Below are 14,854 nucleotides of genomic sequence, written 5' to 3'. Positions count from 1 at the left end.
GGCAGTCCTGCCTTGTGCATGCACAGCATGTGTGGGCGAACTACTGGCTGACTGGCTGTCACTTACGTTAGCGGTTCGGACTGTATTTCGCTCCGCATACTCTTCGGCGGTGCTGTGGGCGTTGGAAGAAGACTCAGGTTAATCTGACGGAGCTACGCCCGTCTGCTCGGCTGAAGCACCCGACTGAGACGCATTATCGGATGCTGGTTCAGTGCCCAGAATATCGATGACGATGCACACAGTGTCGTCACCGTTCGCCAGATCGGGCGGAATAGAAATCGCCAGTCGCGATCCCACTCGTTGATCAACAAGAGTCTGCTTCAAGCCGGTCATCGCGGTGAGCATTGAGACGACCTCTGGCTTGCCCGTCCGCCATGTCGATGCTCGAACAACGCCGTCGTTCCATCCCACTGCGGCGTACTGAACCACAATCTGATCGTTCGATGTGACCTGCTGTCCTTCACCTTTGATCAGGATCTGGGTTGTCACGTCCGTGGGCGCATCGCTTCCGTGTTCGATAACAGGACCTTCGTCGGTCATTGTCACAGACAGGACCCCGGAGGATTCACCGGTGTCTTCACTACCGTTCGCGATCGAATACAAAATATCAATCACGAGAAGCTCAGTGTCCTGATCTGTCGGCTTCGCTAACTCGCCCTGGGACGAAGCCAACGGATGGGCAACAAGGACTCGTGATCCTTCGTGAAGTCCAACGACAATGTCAAGAAGAGCATCGTTCAAGGTTGCTTGGTCTGCGGATCCGACAACGAGGTCGGGTCGCCCATCCGCAGACAGATTCTCGCCTGTTTTACCGTCGAACGAGGTGATAGCCAGCAGAATCGGTGAATCCTTCGTGATTTGCCGCCCAGTTCCGATCTCAAGAACCTTGGCTTTTGCGGCATTCACCGTCACTGGCTGTCCCATGGTCACAACAGGGATCGCGCCAATACGACCCGAGACTGACACGGAGTCAAGGGGGCCTCTGATGCCCTGCACCTTCGATGAGCCCGAGCCGTTGTGGGTCGCGTGCACTACGGCGATGATTGCGGCGCCAGCAACCACGACGGTGGCAAGCAACGCAATGGTCAGATTGCGCAGACCATGCCTATACGAGGGCTTGAAAAGATCAATCATGCTCATGCGGGAAGCACCGGTGAGCAGGAAGTGATCTTTCCAATGAGCTCATCCACGCGTGGATCCTCATTGGCCAGAGGATCCTGCAGTGAAAGCGGGGAAGACGATAAGTCGTCAACGCGCACGTGAACCCAGTCAGCACTCAGGTCAACGCGCGCATCTTCGGCAGCGCCGATGATGCGGCCTCGTAGATGAGCGCGGGTGGTCGCAGGCGGAGTATTCACGGCCGCCTGCACACTTTCGCGCTTCGTTAGTCGTTTCACGAGGCCAGACGCCTCCATACGGTCAAGCAGGGAGCTGCCGGTAATATCGTGGTAGCTCAAATCCAAACGAGCCACACGCGGATCGGCAAGGTTCGTCCCTGCCTTTGAAACGTAGGATGAGAAGAGCTTAGCTTTGATAGCGATATCGAGTTCGGTGTCGACCGGAGACCAATCGCCGGATTCGATCGCGTTCAAACCCCGTTCCCAGAGATCAAGAACATAGCGATGTGTATCGTCAAGCTCTGCAGCATCGATTGTGCCCAAGATACGTTCGCGAATCTCACGCTGGATTTGGACGGGAGTCCAGCGACGACCATCGGCAAGCTCGACTTCAGTTCGACCGGTCAAATCAATGGAAATCTCGCGGATGGACCGCATGGGGTCAGCCATCGTCAGGTCTTCGATATGCAAGCCGTCTTCAACTGCTTGAAGGAGAAACTCGGTGGCCCCCACCTTGAGCGCAGTCGTTGGCTCAGCAACGTTCGTATCGCCAACGATCACGTGCATGCGACGGTACGAACCGGAATCTGCTAGCGGTTCGTCACGGGTGTTGATGATCGGGCGTGAACGCGTTGTTGCGGATGAAACGGCATCCCACATCTGCTCAGCGCGCTGGGAGAAAGCGAGTGTTGCACCGGAGGCATTACGTCGAATCAGACCGTTGCCCACCAGAATCTGGCGAGTGATAAAGAATGAAACCAGGGCATCTGCGACCTGACGGAAATCACGACGACGGTGCAGGAGGTAGTTTTCGTGGCAACCGCACGAGTTTCCTTGCGAGTCGACGTTGTTGCGGAACAGGTGCAGGCGCTCAGCGCTCCCCTCTTTTTCAAGCGAGCGATCAGCATCTGCTGCCAGCATCGCGAGCATCAGTGAGCCTGCACGATCCTGGTTCAACAGGTCTTCTAGGCGATCGCATTCAGCGGTCGCATATTCGGGGTGCGAGCCAACATCAAGGTAGAGCCTGCCACCGTTGCGTAAGAAGAGATTCGATGATCGTCCCCGACGTAGCAACGGTTCAAAGAGCTTGCGTGCAGCCATGTCGGCGTCCATTGCCAGAACCCCGGGCGGTGCGGCGCTCATCAGGCCATATTCAGTTTCGATGCCGACTACGCGACGCCTCACTTCACTGGCCACCCTTCTGGACGAAGCCCTGAACGAACGCTTCTGCATTCGTTTCAAGCACGGAGTCGATTTCGTCGAGCAGATCGTCAATCGACTGAGTCTGTGCGTGAACCTGGCCAGCGGCCTCGGTATCGCCGAAATCGTCGTTGTCCCCCGAAGGAGCGAACAGTTGACGGATATCCATTCGTTTCTCCTAAACCTGTGTTGCTTTACTATGTGAAATTATTCCACTGGTGAGGATCATTCCACGGGGCTACGTGTTTGCGCAGTATCCGGAATCGGATAGCGGACAAGATTCCCCTGTCCCGGATCAATGACGAGGGACGTCCACGAGGCTTTCACCAAGTCTGGTCGTGACGCCACAGCCTGACCGCGGGCAAACGCGCGGGTCGTTGTCGGGGCTTGAGAGGCTGCATCCTCAACCTGTTGGTCGCTAAAGAGTCTCTTGATGCGTCCGGCTTTACCCAGCTTCAAAGCAAGCGAGTGCTCCGGGCGAAGATCGGCCCACTGCAAGTCCATCGCCGTCAAACGGGGGTCGTTCCACTCAACTCCCAGACGATCCTTTTGACGACCCAACAGCTGATACTTGCCAATCCATTCAACTTCAGTGGAAACAGAGAACATGTCAGCGCGCATACGATCAAGGACGTCCTGCCAGAGGGTCAGAATCGCTTGGTCTTCACCTTCGGGGCTGATACCCATTCGGTCAAAGGTTGCAAGAATGAGGTCCACATACACCTGAAGCAATTCAGGTCCCGTGTATGCGCGTCCACCGGCCGTGTTCATCTTGTAATCAAGATTCGGGTGGTGGCTGAGGTTCCATGTTTCCTGCACGGCGTCATCGAGCGCGAGGGCTTCCCACTCCAGCCCAATCCCCTGCTCGATTGCCCACAACACCAGCGATGTCGCGCCAAGCTTCAGCAAGATTGACACATCGAACATATTGCCGTCACCACCGATGACGTGCAGACGCCGGTAGTGTGCCGGATTCGCGTGCGGTTCGTCGCGCGTATTAATGATCGGGCGATTAAAGGTGGTTTCCAAGCCCACTTCGTTTTCGACGAAGTCAGCTCGCTGAGAGATCTGGAACCCTGGAACTTGAGATTTCTGTCCCAGACCCACGCGTCCAGCACCGCACATGACCGGTCGAGAAACAAAAAACGGAGTCAGTCCACGAACCACATCGTCGAAGTCAACACTGCGGGGGATCTGGTAGTTCTCGTGAGTTCCGTAGGCGGCGCCTTTACCGTCCGTATTGTTCTTCACTAGGACGATAGGACCGTCTTCGCTCTTGAGCGATTCTTCAATAATCCGGCGTGCGATCACCTCGCCGGCACGATCATAGAGCGTGGCTTCAAGGGCACCCAACGCTTCTGGAGCGGAATACTCCGGATGAGCGTGGTCGACATACAGGCGTGCACCATTCGTCAAAACCGCGGTGGTCTGTGCAGGCAAAGCCATTTCTTCTGGAGTTGGGCGTTCAATCTGCTCACTGCCACCCGACGGCGCCAAGTGATATGGATCGTCTGTCAGCAACGAGGGGTCGGCGGCCGCACGTGACAAGCGGATACCGCGCATATCGTTGAGCGGGTCCTCAGCCCGATAGTCCCAGCGAACGGGTGCAGCGCCCTGTGCCGGCGTCCCATCGCGAGAAATCTCAGCGTAGAGACGAACCGCCTGCGACGAAAGTGCAATGGGGTTCGCCCATGCATCACCTGGGCGATAGACGCCGTACTCGGTTTCGGTTCCAATCACGTGGGTCATCTCAGGCCTCCAAGGCAACGATTGATGCGATTTCTTCACGCAGGCCAATGGTGCGGGCCCAGTCGTCGGGAGACGAAGAGACTGCGAGTTCAATAGACTCGCCCATTTCTTCTTTAACACCGGCAAGCAGGTGCTTCGCCGACAGGCCATATCCCCCGCCTGTGAGCGATTCTTTGATCGCATGTTTCTTTGCGCGCTCAACGATTCCGGCGATCATGGCACCAGAGACGATATCCCCAAGGTGAATGCGCTTCGTGCGTCCAGATGCCAGCACGACATCAAAGAGCGCAGTCGTTTCATCTTCGCGAAACAAGACGTCAAGTGCCTGATCGACCATGTTTCCGAGTGCCTGGCCGAGGGTCATGCCGACGCCGATTTCATCATCACGAAGTGGCACGTCAGTGTTCAAGTGTTTCAAGAAGATGTCGCGGGCACCTGTGCGATCGGGCCGATCCACGCGAATGCGCACATCCAGTCGGCCGGGGCGAAGGACGGCAGGATCGATCATGTCAGCACGGTTCGAGGCGCCGATGATGATGACGTTATCCAGGGTCTCGACACCGTCCATTTCCGCAAGAAGCTGGGGAACGATCATCGTTTCTACGTCCGATGAGATCCCGGTTCCACGCGTCCTGAACAGGGCTTCCATTTCGTCAAAGAAAATGACGACAGGGATATTGCCAGCAGCAAGTGAACGTGCTCGCGCGAAGATCGCGCGAATGTGTCGCTCAGTTTCACCAACAAACTTGTTCAGAAGCTCCGGCCCCTTGATTGACAAGAAGTAGGTTTTCACACCACTTGTCCGACCCGACAGGGAATTTGCGACTGCCTTTGCAATAAGCGTCTTACCTGATCCGGGTGGACCGTAGAGCAGGATGCCCTTAGGCGGACGCAAACCATACTCGCGGTAGAGCTCGGGATGACTAAAAGGAAGCTCAATTGCGTCGCGGACCTGACGAATCTGCGCATCCAAACCGCCGATATCGTCGTATGTCGTATCGGGAGCTTCGGGGGTGAGAAGCTGCTCGACATCGGATCGCACAATCTTTTCCAACGCGATTCCGCTACGTAGATCCACCATCAATGCGTCGCCGAGACGCAGATTGCCGTGACGTAGAGGGCCTGCCAACATCAGCAGATGCTCCTGGCCAGCTTCGCCTGCAACCAGCACGCGGTCATCACCCACCAACTCAAGAATCGAGACAATTGAACCGGACCTCGAAAATCCATCAGCGGCAACGGCGACCATCTTGTCGTCGACGCGCACCCACTGACCATACGACAGCGAGTAAAGATCAAGGTCAGGTGCAACAGCGAGGCGCATACGACGACCGTTCACGATCGCTTCAATCTGACGCGAAGGCACATCCGCGGATACAAACACGGCCATCGTTAGTGGCGGACGATTCACTTCAAGGAGCTGAGACTGCACCTTCACCAACTGTCCGCGAACCTGGGACAGCGCCTGGGCAAGGCGCTCATTCTTCGCTTCCAGAGAGACAACAAGGCGTTGCATCTCTTCGATGCGAGTTGCGTAGAAGTCATCACTCATCAGTGCTGATCCTTCCCTCAACCCACTGGTCAGCCTGACGCGTCACATCACGACGAACCTTGCGTAACTTCTTTTCAGATGCCGTTCGAAGGCCAACGTTGTGTTCATTCCACTCATCAACATCATCCCACTGGCCACCCAGACCTTCAGACGACTTCGCGGGACGAACCGACCTTTCTTGTGGGTTAATTCCCGGAGCAAGACGGCGCGTAACCAACAGGAAACCAGTGTGAGCAACCATGCGGTGCTCGGGACGGACAGCCAAACCATCAACGTGCCATTCACGACGCATGTCTTCCCAGGTGATCGGATCCGTGAAGTTCTCGCTTGCACGCAAGTCTTCAATAAGACGCGACAGCTGCGTAACCGTCGCGACATAGCAGACCAGCACGCCACCGGGGATCAGAGCGTGTGAAACAGCATCAATGTTTTCCCAAGGCGCCAGCATGTCCAGGACTACGCGGTCAACACTGGCCTGGTCCATCGCTTCCAATTCGGTAGCTAAGTCGCCGACGCGCAAATCCCACGCAGGATGTGGCGCACCAAACCAGAGTTCGACATTTCCTCGTGCGATATCGGCGAACTCTTCGCGACGCTCAACTGAGATCAGACGCCCAGTCGGACCAACCGCGTTCAACAACGCCATCGACAACGCGCCAGACCCCGCACCAGCTTCAACGACAACTGCGCCGGGGAAAATATCGCCCATGTGCGTAATGACACCGGCATCCTTGGGATACACAACCGCTGCACCTCGTGGCATCGACATCACGTAGTCGACCATCAACGGGCGCATAATCTGGAACTGGCGACCTTCTTCAGTCGTAATGACCTGCCCATCGGGTTTGCCGATGAGGTCATCATGGAAGAACTCGCCACGGTTCGACTGGAACTTTCCGCCGTGCGTCAAAATCACTTGGTGGAATCGCCCCTTTGGATCGCGAACCTGAACGCGATCGCCTTCTTCCAAGAGACCACGCCGATTCTGCTGACCAAGCGGCGCGTAGTTATCGGTTGTATCTGGCTGTGTATTCATCCCAGAAAGTCTATCGCGGCTATCCACAGCTCCCACTGTGAGATCTGCTGGTGAACGCATTTCACGTTACCGTTGTCCTATGACTGCCACTACCGGGTCGAACCCACGTATTTCAGGTTCTTTCGACCCCGCTCTCTCACCTTCGCGAGCCAAGGAATACTTGAAATGCCCGTTGCAGTACCGCCTGCATGTGGTCGATCGCATCAAAGAACCTCTCACGCCTGCAACCGTTGCCGGCACGCTGGTACATTCGGTATTGGAGAAGCTTTTCGATGTGGCTCAAGCGGACCGAAATGAAGAGACGGCAATGGGACTCTTCGACCAAGAGTGGGCTGCAACAAGAGAGTCTTCAGATGATGTTGTTGCGATGTTCGACGACGAGGCCGCGCTCGATCAATGGATCGACAAGACCCGTGATCTTGTGCGCGGTTATTTCACGCTCGAAAATCCGCAGCGCCTAGAACCAGCTGCGCGCGAGAAGCGCGTGGACGCTTACACTCACGACGGCGTGCGTCTGCGTGGCTTCATCGATCGCATTGACCGTAACCCTTCTGGGGAGTTGCGTGTGGTCGACTATAAAACGGGTAAGGCGCCTTCGCCCCGTTTCCAAGACGAGGCCCTGTTCCAGATGCGCTTCTACGCCCTGCTGTTGAAACTCACCGATCGGATGCCGTTGCGCACCCAGTTGGTCTACATCAAAGCGGGTCAGACCCTGACATTTGATCCGACGGTCGATGACATTGAACGCTTCGAAGACGAAGTGTCAGGTATTTGGGATCGGATTGAGCGTGATGCGAAGCGTGGGGAATTCGCTCCTCGAAAAAATCCCCTATGCAACTGGTGCGGTGTGCGCGCCCACTGTCCTCTCTTTGACGGGGTACTTCCCGATGCGCCAGCAGACGGCATGAAGCGCCTACTGCAAACGCGGGTCCCTGCTTCAATGCAGGAACCCACGTAGACCCCCTACTGGGCGAAAGAACTGGGGCGATCAGCTACATCACCGCAGTTGACGCTGCGCTGAGTACTCCGGTCACCAGCAGAATTGCAACAACAATAGCCAAGCCAATTCGGTACCACACGAACGGCTTGTATGACTTCGTTGAAACCAGCTTGAGGAACCAGATGATGACTGCCCATGCCACAACGAACGCGATCAGTGTGGCGACGATGGTTGGGGCAACATCAACGTGATCTCCGCCGGAGAAGACCTTGTACACCTTGTACAGGCCGGATGCGAAAACTGCTGGCATGGCGAGAAGGAAGGAATAGCGGGCTGCCGCCTCGCGCGTGTACCCTAATGCGCGTCCCATCGTGATCGTTCCACCCGAGCGGCTGACGCCGGGGATCAAGGCCATTGCTTGGGCAAGGCCATAGAGGAGCGCGTCACGCCAGGACATATGGTCAAGGGTGAGTTTCTGAGGAGCATAGCGGTCAGCAATACCCAGAAGAACACCGAAAAGGGCAAGCATGACGACTGTAATCCACAGGTTACGGAAGGAAACGTCAATCCAGTCTTCCAATAGAAGACCAAGGATCCCGATCGGGAGCGAGCCAACGATGATCATCCAGCCCATGCGGACGTCGGGATTGCTTGAGCTCAGACGCTTTTCACGCGGACGAATAGGAAGCGACTTCCACCACGAAGACAAGATCCGGACAATGTCTTTCCAGAACACGATGAGGACTGCGGTTTCAGTACCGATCTGGGTGATGGCAGTAAAAGCCGCGCCCGGGTCAGCATTGCCGACCAATTCCCCAAGAATCCTGAGGTGAGCCGAAGACGAAATCGGCAGGAACTCAGTAAGTCCCTGCACGAGGCCAAGAAAAATCGCATCGAACCAAGTCATAGTCGAAACTCTACGGGCTATTGGCGGGTATTGACGAAACGGTGTGCCACGAAACCTGTGCAACCTGACACGGCTAGGCTAGAGGCTATGGAAATTCGTCAGTGCGGTCGCAGTGGTCTGAGGGTTTCGTCACTTGGCTTGGGCACGCTCACGTGGGGACGCGACACCGATGGTGAAGAAGCATGGGACATGCTTTCTCACTTTGTCGATGCGGGTGGAACGCTTGTTGAATGTTCGCCGATGAACGGCGAAGGAATGGCCACCGACGTTCTTGGAGCAGCGATGAACCGAGTCGGACGCCACCGCCTGACGATTGCTTGGAGGGGTGCCACCCGTCGCGACCACTCAGGTCGTTGGGTTTCCTCGGCTGGGCGTGGTGATATGTTGCGCAGCCTAGACGATGCTCTTGCTCGTTTAGATACCGACTATGTGGACGTGTGGATGGCGGAGCCCGACCCCAGTGTCCCACTCGAAGAAACGCTGGGTGTGCTTGAAGCAGCGTCCCGTTCAGGGCGAGCTCACTATGTCGGTCTTTCTGGCTGGGATACGTGGACAACAGCCTGCGCCCTTACCCGCCTTGGTGAACACGGGCTTGTTCAGCCAGCGGTAGCACAGCTCCCCGTCAGCCTGTTAACTGCTCCGGCTACCCATAGCTTGCGTTCACATCTGGCCGGCGAAGGATTGGGTGTATTTGCTCGGTCTCCACTTGCCGGTGGGGTATTAACTGGAAAATACCGCCATTCCACTCCCCCAGATTCGCGCGGGGCTACCGAACATATGTTGCCCACTGTCGCTCCTTTCCTGACCGACGAATACGCGGGACGTGTTGAAGCAGTTGTTCGCGCCGCGCAAGGGCTTGATCGCAATCCAGGTGACGTTGCTCTTGCATGGGTACGGGATATGCCGGGCATTGCCTCAGCAATCTGCGGTCCGCGAAATGTACGACAGCTTGACCACATCCTTGACTCGACCGAGCCTCTGCCTGCCCCGATTCGCCAAGTACTCAACGAAGTCGCGTACTCGTAAGAACGCATATTTCTTAGATCCCAGCCCTCAAGTTTGGGATCCCAGCCCTCAAGTTTGGGCTTTCAAGCGCGACGTTCAGCAGACAGTGTCGCGCGATATCAAACAAGCGTCTGATATCGCGCCACAAAAGAATTCTTAGAATCGCTCAGTCGTCGACGTCGATGAAATCATCATCCAAATCGTCCGAATCCTCATCGTAGGATTCATCATCGTCCTCTTCCTCATCATCATCTTCGTCGTAATTATCGTCGAGAAGATCGAAGGGAAGCTCGACACCGAACTGTCTGAACAGTTCGTCGTCGTAGGTGAAGAACGCATCTCGCAAAGTGTTCTCTGCTTCTTCAAGCGTCGAAGGATCATCATCGGTTGCCTGCGAACAGGCAACATAATGAGCTTCAAAGGCTGCAATCAGTGCGTCAAGCGCTACGCGAGGATCATGAGTCATGAGAAGATCCTAGACCTTATGCGAACTGGACTCACGGAAGATTAAGTTGCGAGCGGATAACAGAAACCATCAGATCAGCGCCCTTGATTTCTGTTGTCTGATCAGCGCCAACGATGCGGGACACACCTTCAGAGTCAACCAGCTGCGATGCACCCATATTCGGCCCCAGCGGGAGGATCACCCATTCCTTCGTAGGCTCGTAGATTGCTTCGGGCGTCTCGCCAGCGATTTGAGACGAAATATTCGCGATGACAACGCGGGCTTGCTGGCGAGCAGCATCAGCACGCTTTGACTCGGGGACGTCCGTCAGATCGCCAACGGCGTAGGTGTGGGCATGGCCCTCAACCTGCAGGGTCTTACCAACACGGATTGTGCCGTTCGGGCGCAACATGGGCTCGTAATCGGTACCTGCGAGGTAGCCGCTGTTCGCACGAGAGCCGTAGCACTGGAACCAGATATCGCCTTCAATTTCTTCACCTTTGCAGGTCGACACATGGAAGTGACCGAGTTCACCAACGTTGTGCGGAGGCAAGAAAGCAAGTTCAGAACCGGTGATCACGCGAATGCCGAGCTCAGCGAGTTGCGTGGAAATTTCTTGACGCAGGTCTTCGGAGTAGCCGGGAGCAGAAAGGATCTGATCGGCCTTCTCGACGATCGTGATATCAAGGTCGGGGTAAGCGTATGCGAGTTCGCCGGCGAATTCGATACCGACGGTGCCACCACCGACTAGCATGACGGAGCGTGCGCCAGCAAGGTTTTCGTGCAGTTGGTTCAAACGAGCCTTTGCAACAACGGACTTCGCTGACGAGTACTTTGCTGGGAAGGGATATGTTGCGCCGGTTGCAAGAACAACGTAGTCCGCTTCGATGGGTTCGCGACCGAAAATATGGACGGTGTTACCGACAATCTGAGAAACAGTGCCGTGAATGAATTCGCCTCGTGTCAGCAAGTTCGAATAGGGCATGAAGATTGCTTCCTGCCACACGTCGTCTACGGCTGCGCGCAGTGCAGCTGCGTGGTGGACAAACTGGTCTTTTTGTTCAACGAGCGTCACGTCAGCAATAGGATCGAGTCCTTTTGCAACAGTCACGCCACCGTAACCGCCACCTACAACGACAACACGAGCCACTTCATTCTCCTTCACGTCGAGCTGGTCTAATTCTTGCACGTGATACGGGTTTGCGCGCGAGACTATCGGGCGCGTCAGCCCTGATCGATACCGAGTGCTCGGGCAATGTTGGGGACAAAGAAGTTCGGTCCCTTAAGGACTTTGCCGTCTTCACGCAGTTTTACCGAACCGTCGGGCATCAGCTTCGACAGATTCGATGCCTGAACTTCAGCTAAAACCGCGTCCAAATCGATACCCGATTCGATTGCCATTCCGTAGATGACATAGACGAGGTCTGCCAGAGCATCGGCAGTTTCGATGAGATCTCGCGTGTGGTCGTCACCGTCAACGGCCTTTTCAGTTGCTTCTTCAACGAGGCTCCGTGCAGCAGGTCCGTACACGGCGCCCATCAGTTCAGCGAATTCTTCGCGGATCAGTGACATGCGCATGTTGAGACGTTCGTAGTCGATGGTTGGCAGGGAACCGGTGCCAAGGCGCACGGGCATGGAGTAGGTTCGGTGGAACTGCTCAACAAGCTTTCCTGGGCGTGAAGGATCAAGGGCAGGTCCCTGTCCGGCACCGGGGCCATCCCATGGGGTCTTCGGTTCGCGAGCGTCCGTGATTAGAAGGCTTGCCTGCCAGAGGGCCGGGCCTTCAGCTCGCCTGCGGATCCCCTCGCGCTTAAAACCGTTGCGCCACGCTGGCTTCCAAGAACCCCAGTTTTCGACGTGGCAGTACCAGTCGATGCGGGTGACATCCATCTGTTCAAAGGCAAAATCAACGGCAAGACCGAGCGCTTCGGTCATAAACCCTTCACCCCAGGCATCAGTGCGGATGAAGTAGCCAACCTCAGCCGACTTGGGATCACGCTGCCCACGCCAAAACTCCAGGCGACCTAGGAACCTTTGATTCTTGGCAGAAAGAATCGCCCAGTCAGCGTTACCGTTCTTCCAAGACTCTTCAGAGCGCGAAAGATGCTCAACCGCCATATCCCTCGTATACGGGTGGGGAACGGTCGTCGTTTCACTTATGCGCGCGTCTTGGAGCACCTCGGTAATTGCGTCGACGAAATCAAGGTTCATCGGAACCAAGGTGACGCGCGGTCCTTGAAGAGTCTGCGGCAGTGTTTTACTCATGCTTCTTCCTTCCCCGTGTTTGCCCATGCTGTAGCAAGAATATTGCCAAGTGCAGGAACGGTCTGATGATCTTGAACAACGAACTGACGATCGATCAGGGCGGTGGGTACACGGTCGATGCCCATCTGTACACCGATCTGGAAATCAGAGAAGACATCGGATGCAGTGTGCGGATCAGTCAGCGCATCGAGGACGAACTGAGCGTCCAACCCGAGGTCCTGTGCGCAACCGATCACAACGTCGCTGTTTGAAATATCGAGGGCCATCTCAAAGTGGGCACGTCCCAAAGCTTCGGCAAGCTTCAACTGCATTGAGTCGGGACCATAGAGAGTGTCACGATCGTAGTCTTCGATGCGGGCGGCATTGATCACGCGGTGTGCAAATGAGGATGGAGCAACGATCAGTTTCTCGAAGTCAAAAACGACGCCTTCTGCACGTCCAAGCTTTTCAAGTCGCTCGTCCAGCGCCACTGCTTCCTCGTACGTGAGTTCGCCTTCGTTCATCAGATAGACGCGACGAGGTTCTTCACGGGCACTATCCAATTCGGGGTCGAGGAAGAAAGCGTGGAGCGTAATTTCCACCTCGTCACGATGATCGAAAGAGGACAGCGCCTGTCGCCAGTGTCGAATACCCAAGTACGACCATGGGCAGGTCACATCGAACCAAAGATCAATATGCATTCGCACGCTCTTTCATCGCTTCGTTGCATTGATCCGGATTTTCTTCACGGTTGTAAGAAAAATCCGAGATAAAACGAAAGCCCGGAACTTATTCAAGCTCCGGGCTTCCATCTGTGCGCGGAGGGGGACTTGAACCCCCACCCTCTAATACGAGGACTAGCACCTCAAGCTAGCGCGTCTGCCTATTCCGCCACCCGCGCAGGTGACTTGCTCTTCTTGATTACCTCAAGTCGAACGTGGAAAACTCTAACACGGTTGGTAGCCGTACTGCCAAATCGAAAGGAGAAATTCCTGGGGACCATCAGCATTTTTGTTGGAATAGCGCCGATAGTCAGTGTCCACAGGAAGTGGCGACGAGGAAGGTCCCCCAGCAGAGTTAATTCTTGTTCCGTGAACGCAGTCGCTCATCCAACGCGGAAAAAACCCTCACAATCTGGGATATTTCCGCATCGGTCATATCCGCAAGCAAGAATTCGCGAAGCGTCTCTTGGTGAAGACGAGTTGCTTCCTTCACGATCCGCGCACCCTGTGAAGTCAGACACGCTTGATAGCTTCGCCTATCCTCCTTCGACATCACTTTCTTTACCCAACCGTCACGTTCTAAATGAGTGACCAAATAGGTCAGGCGCGACGGAGAATAGACAACCTGGCCGGACAATTCACCCATTTTTAGACATTGACCAGGCGCTTCGAACAGGGCAAGCAGGATATTGTAATCGGGCACCGACAGGCCGAAATTCTTCTTCAAGCTGGATTCCAACAGGCCATGAAGACGCCCATTCGCTTCGAAATAAAGTCGCCAAGCACGCTGACGCAAGTGAGCTGAATCAGTATCCAGAAGCACGGGACTATTCATTTCGTTTTCTTTCACGTGTTGAAGAATATTCTATGAAGCGAGAAAAACACTCATAAATCCTGGTCTATCCCATATTTTTGACTGAATGGTGAGACAGTTGCTCACATACCGTTATGCGTGTTTGCTCCGCGCCACGAAATGCCGAGAGTTTCTCAATGTGCGCAGCCTCGTGCCACCATTAAGACACAAGCGATGAAGGAGTAGTTGGTTGAGCGCAGAAACACAATTCACGTGCGTACTTTTCGATGTTGATGGCACTCTTGTTGATTCTGCCCCCGCAGTGATCCACTGCTTCAACACGGTTCTTTCTCAGCGCGGCATCACGCCCCCGCCAGCGGATGCAATGCGCAAGTACGTTGGTCCCCCGCTCTGGTGGTCATTTGCTGACCTTGGCTTTGAAGGCGAGATCACGAAAGAACTCGTCGATGAATACCGGGCGCTGTACCGCACGATTTTCCTTGAACCCCCGCTTTTTCCTCGGATGGGTGAAGTAGTGCGTGGCGCCCACAACGCTGGGATTCCCGTGGCAACGGCTACGTCGAAGCAAGAGCCCCTTGCTCTGGCACAAATGGAACATCTGGGAATTCTTGACGCTTTCGACGTCATCGCCGGCGCAACTCCGGATCCTGCTTCTTCGAAAGCAACAGTTATCGCCGGTGCACTTTCGCGCCTGAGCGCCAAGGGAATGGATATCTCCCGCCCCGTTCTGATCGGTGATTCCTGCTGGGATGTTGAAGGAGGCCAGCAAGCTGGTATTGACGTCATGGGCGTAAGCTGGGGTTACGCGAAAGACGGCGACCTTGACGATTGTGTTGCTATCGCACATACCCCCGAAGAGCTTGCACACCTACTGGGGTTCACGCTCTGAGCCTTTCAGTTCAT

The 14,854-nt window shown here is 55.5% G+C and carries 15 protein-coding genes and 1 tRNA gene; 3 read left to right on the top strand and 13 right to left on the bottom strand.

Annotated features, from left to right (window positions below; genetic code table 11):
• Positions 1–138: 138 nt before the first annotated feature.
• Genes QP503_RS04785 through QP503_RS04760 form a run of 6 tightly spaced genes read right to left on the bottom strand, consistent with a single transcriptional unit; the run spans position 139 to position 6,874 of the window.
• On the bottom strand, positions 139–1,140 hold the full coding sequence (locus QP503_RS04785) for an FKBP-type peptidyl-prolyl cis-trans isomerase (protein ID WP_103633733.1): 1,002 nt from the start codon (positions 1,138–1,140) through the stop codon (positions 139–141).
• Positions 1,137–2,522, bottom strand: a complete 1,386-nt coding sequence (gene pafA / locus QP503_RS04780; protein ID WP_103633732.1) for a Pup--protein ligase — start codon at positions 2,520–2,522, stop codon at positions 1,137–1,139. Before pafA ends, QP503_RS04785 begins: the two co-directional genes overlap by 4 nt.
• 1 nt (position 2,523) lies before the next feature.
• A complete protein-coding gene (locus QP503_RS04775) occupies positions 2,524–2,706 on the bottom strand; it encodes a ubiquitin-like protein Pup (protein ID WP_006680982.1) in 183 nt (60 codons plus the stop codon).
• A 56-nt stretch (positions 2,707–2,762) separates the two neighbouring features.
• Positions 2,763–4,286 carry a depupylase/deamidase Dop gene (gene dop, locus QP503_RS04770; protein WP_179370385.1) on the bottom strand — a complete coding sequence of 508 codons (1,524 nt, stop codon included), beginning with the start codon at positions 4,284–4,286 and terminating at the stop codon, positions 2,763–2,765.
• Between the two features lies 1 nt (position 4,287).
• On the bottom strand, positions 4,288–5,838 hold the full coding sequence (gene arc / locus QP503_RS04765) for a proteasome ATPase (protein WP_006680980.1): 1,551 nt from the start codon (positions 5,836–5,838) through the stop codon (positions 4,288–4,290).
• Positions 5,831–6,874, bottom strand: a complete 1,044-nt coding sequence (locus tag QP503_RS04760) for a tRNA (adenine-N1)-methyltransferase (protein WP_040318537.1) — start codon at positions 6,872–6,874, stop codon at positions 5,831–5,833. Before QP503_RS04760 ends, arc begins: the two co-directional genes overlap by 8 nt.
• A gap of 79 nt (positions 6,875–6,953) precedes the next feature.
• Here QP503_RS04760 and QP503_RS04755 point away from each other — a divergent pair, with 79 nt between their 5' ends.
• Positions 6,954–7,832 carry a RecB family exonuclease gene (locus QP503_RS04755; RefSeq protein ID WP_103633730.1) on the top strand — a complete coding sequence of 293 codons (879 nt, stop codon included), beginning with the start codon at positions 6,954–6,956 and terminating at the stop codon, positions 7,830–7,832.
• Positions 7,833–7,866: 34 nt separating this feature from the next.
• Here QP503_RS04755 and QP503_RS04750 read toward each other — a convergent pair whose 3' ends face one another.
• Complete coding sequence (locus QP503_RS04750; RefSeq protein WP_006680977.1) at positions 7,867–8,721, bottom strand: undecaprenyl-diphosphate phosphatase; 855 nt, start codon at positions 8,719–8,721, stop codon at positions 7,867–7,869.
• Positions 8,722–8,808: 87 nt separating this feature from the next.
• Here QP503_RS04750 and QP503_RS04745 point away from each other — a divergent pair, with 87 nt between their 5' ends.
• A complete protein-coding gene (locus QP503_RS04745) occupies positions 8,809–9,747 on the top strand; it encodes an aldo/keto reductase (RefSeq protein ID WP_103633729.1) in 939 nt (312 codons plus the stop codon).
• Positions 9,748–9,892: 145 nt separating this feature from the next.
• Here QP503_RS04745 and QP503_RS04740 read toward each other — a convergent pair whose 3' ends face one another.
• From QP503_RS04740 to QP503_RS04715, 6 genes are all read right to left on the bottom strand, one after another.
• Positions 9,893–10,192, bottom strand: a complete 300-nt coding sequence (locus QP503_RS04740; RefSeq protein ID WP_006680975.1) for a hypothetical protein — start codon at positions 10,190–10,192, stop codon at positions 9,893–9,895.
• A 31-nt stretch (positions 10,193–10,223) separates the two neighbouring features.
• Positions 10,224–11,321, bottom strand: a complete 1,098-nt coding sequence (locus tag QP503_RS04735; RefSeq protein WP_103633728.1) for an FAD-dependent oxidoreductase — start codon at positions 11,319–11,321, stop codon at positions 10,224–10,226.
• Positions 11,322–11,395: 74 nt separating this feature from the next.
• Positions 11,396–12,436 carry a GNAT family N-acetyltransferase gene (locus QP503_RS04730; RefSeq protein WP_103633727.1) on the bottom strand — a complete coding sequence of 347 codons (1,041 nt, stop codon included), beginning with the start codon at positions 12,434–12,436 and terminating at the stop codon, positions 11,396–11,398.
• The gene (locus QP503_RS04725; protein WP_006680972.1) at positions 12,433–13,116 is read right to left on the bottom strand and encodes a DsbA family oxidoreductase; all 684 of its coding nucleotides are present in this window, start codon (positions 13,114–13,116) and stop codon (positions 12,433–12,435) included. Before QP503_RS04725 ends, QP503_RS04730 begins: the two co-directional genes overlap by 4 nt.
• A gap of 114 nt (positions 13,117–13,230) precedes the next feature.
• Positions 13,231–13,316, bottom strand: a tRNA-Leu gene (locus tag QP503_RS04720).
• A gap of 176 nt (positions 13,317–13,492) precedes the next feature.
• The gene (locus tag QP503_RS04715) at positions 13,493–13,972 is read right to left on the bottom strand and encodes a MarR family winged helix-turn-helix transcriptional regulator (protein WP_285069725.1); all 480 of its coding nucleotides are present in this window, start codon (positions 13,970–13,972) and stop codon (positions 13,493–13,495) included.
• A 208-nt stretch (positions 13,973–14,180) separates the two neighbouring features.
• Here QP503_RS04715 and QP503_RS04710 point away from each other — a divergent pair, with 208 nt between their 5' ends.
• A complete protein-coding gene (locus QP503_RS04710; protein ID WP_103633726.1) occupies positions 14,181–14,840 on the top strand; it encodes an HAD family hydrolase in 660 nt (219 codons plus the stop codon).
• Positions 14,841–14,854: the final 14 nt, after the last annotated feature.

Origin of the sequence: Pauljensenia sp. UMB0895 (assembly GCF_030218905.1) — a bacterium.
Classification (GTDB): domain Bacteria; phylum Actinomycetota; class Actinomycetes; order Actinomycetales; family Actinomycetaceae; genus Pauljensenia; species Pauljensenia turicensis_A.
The sequence above is the reverse complement of the archived record's forward strand: the minus strand, read 5'-3'. Positions and strand labels throughout refer to the sequence as shown.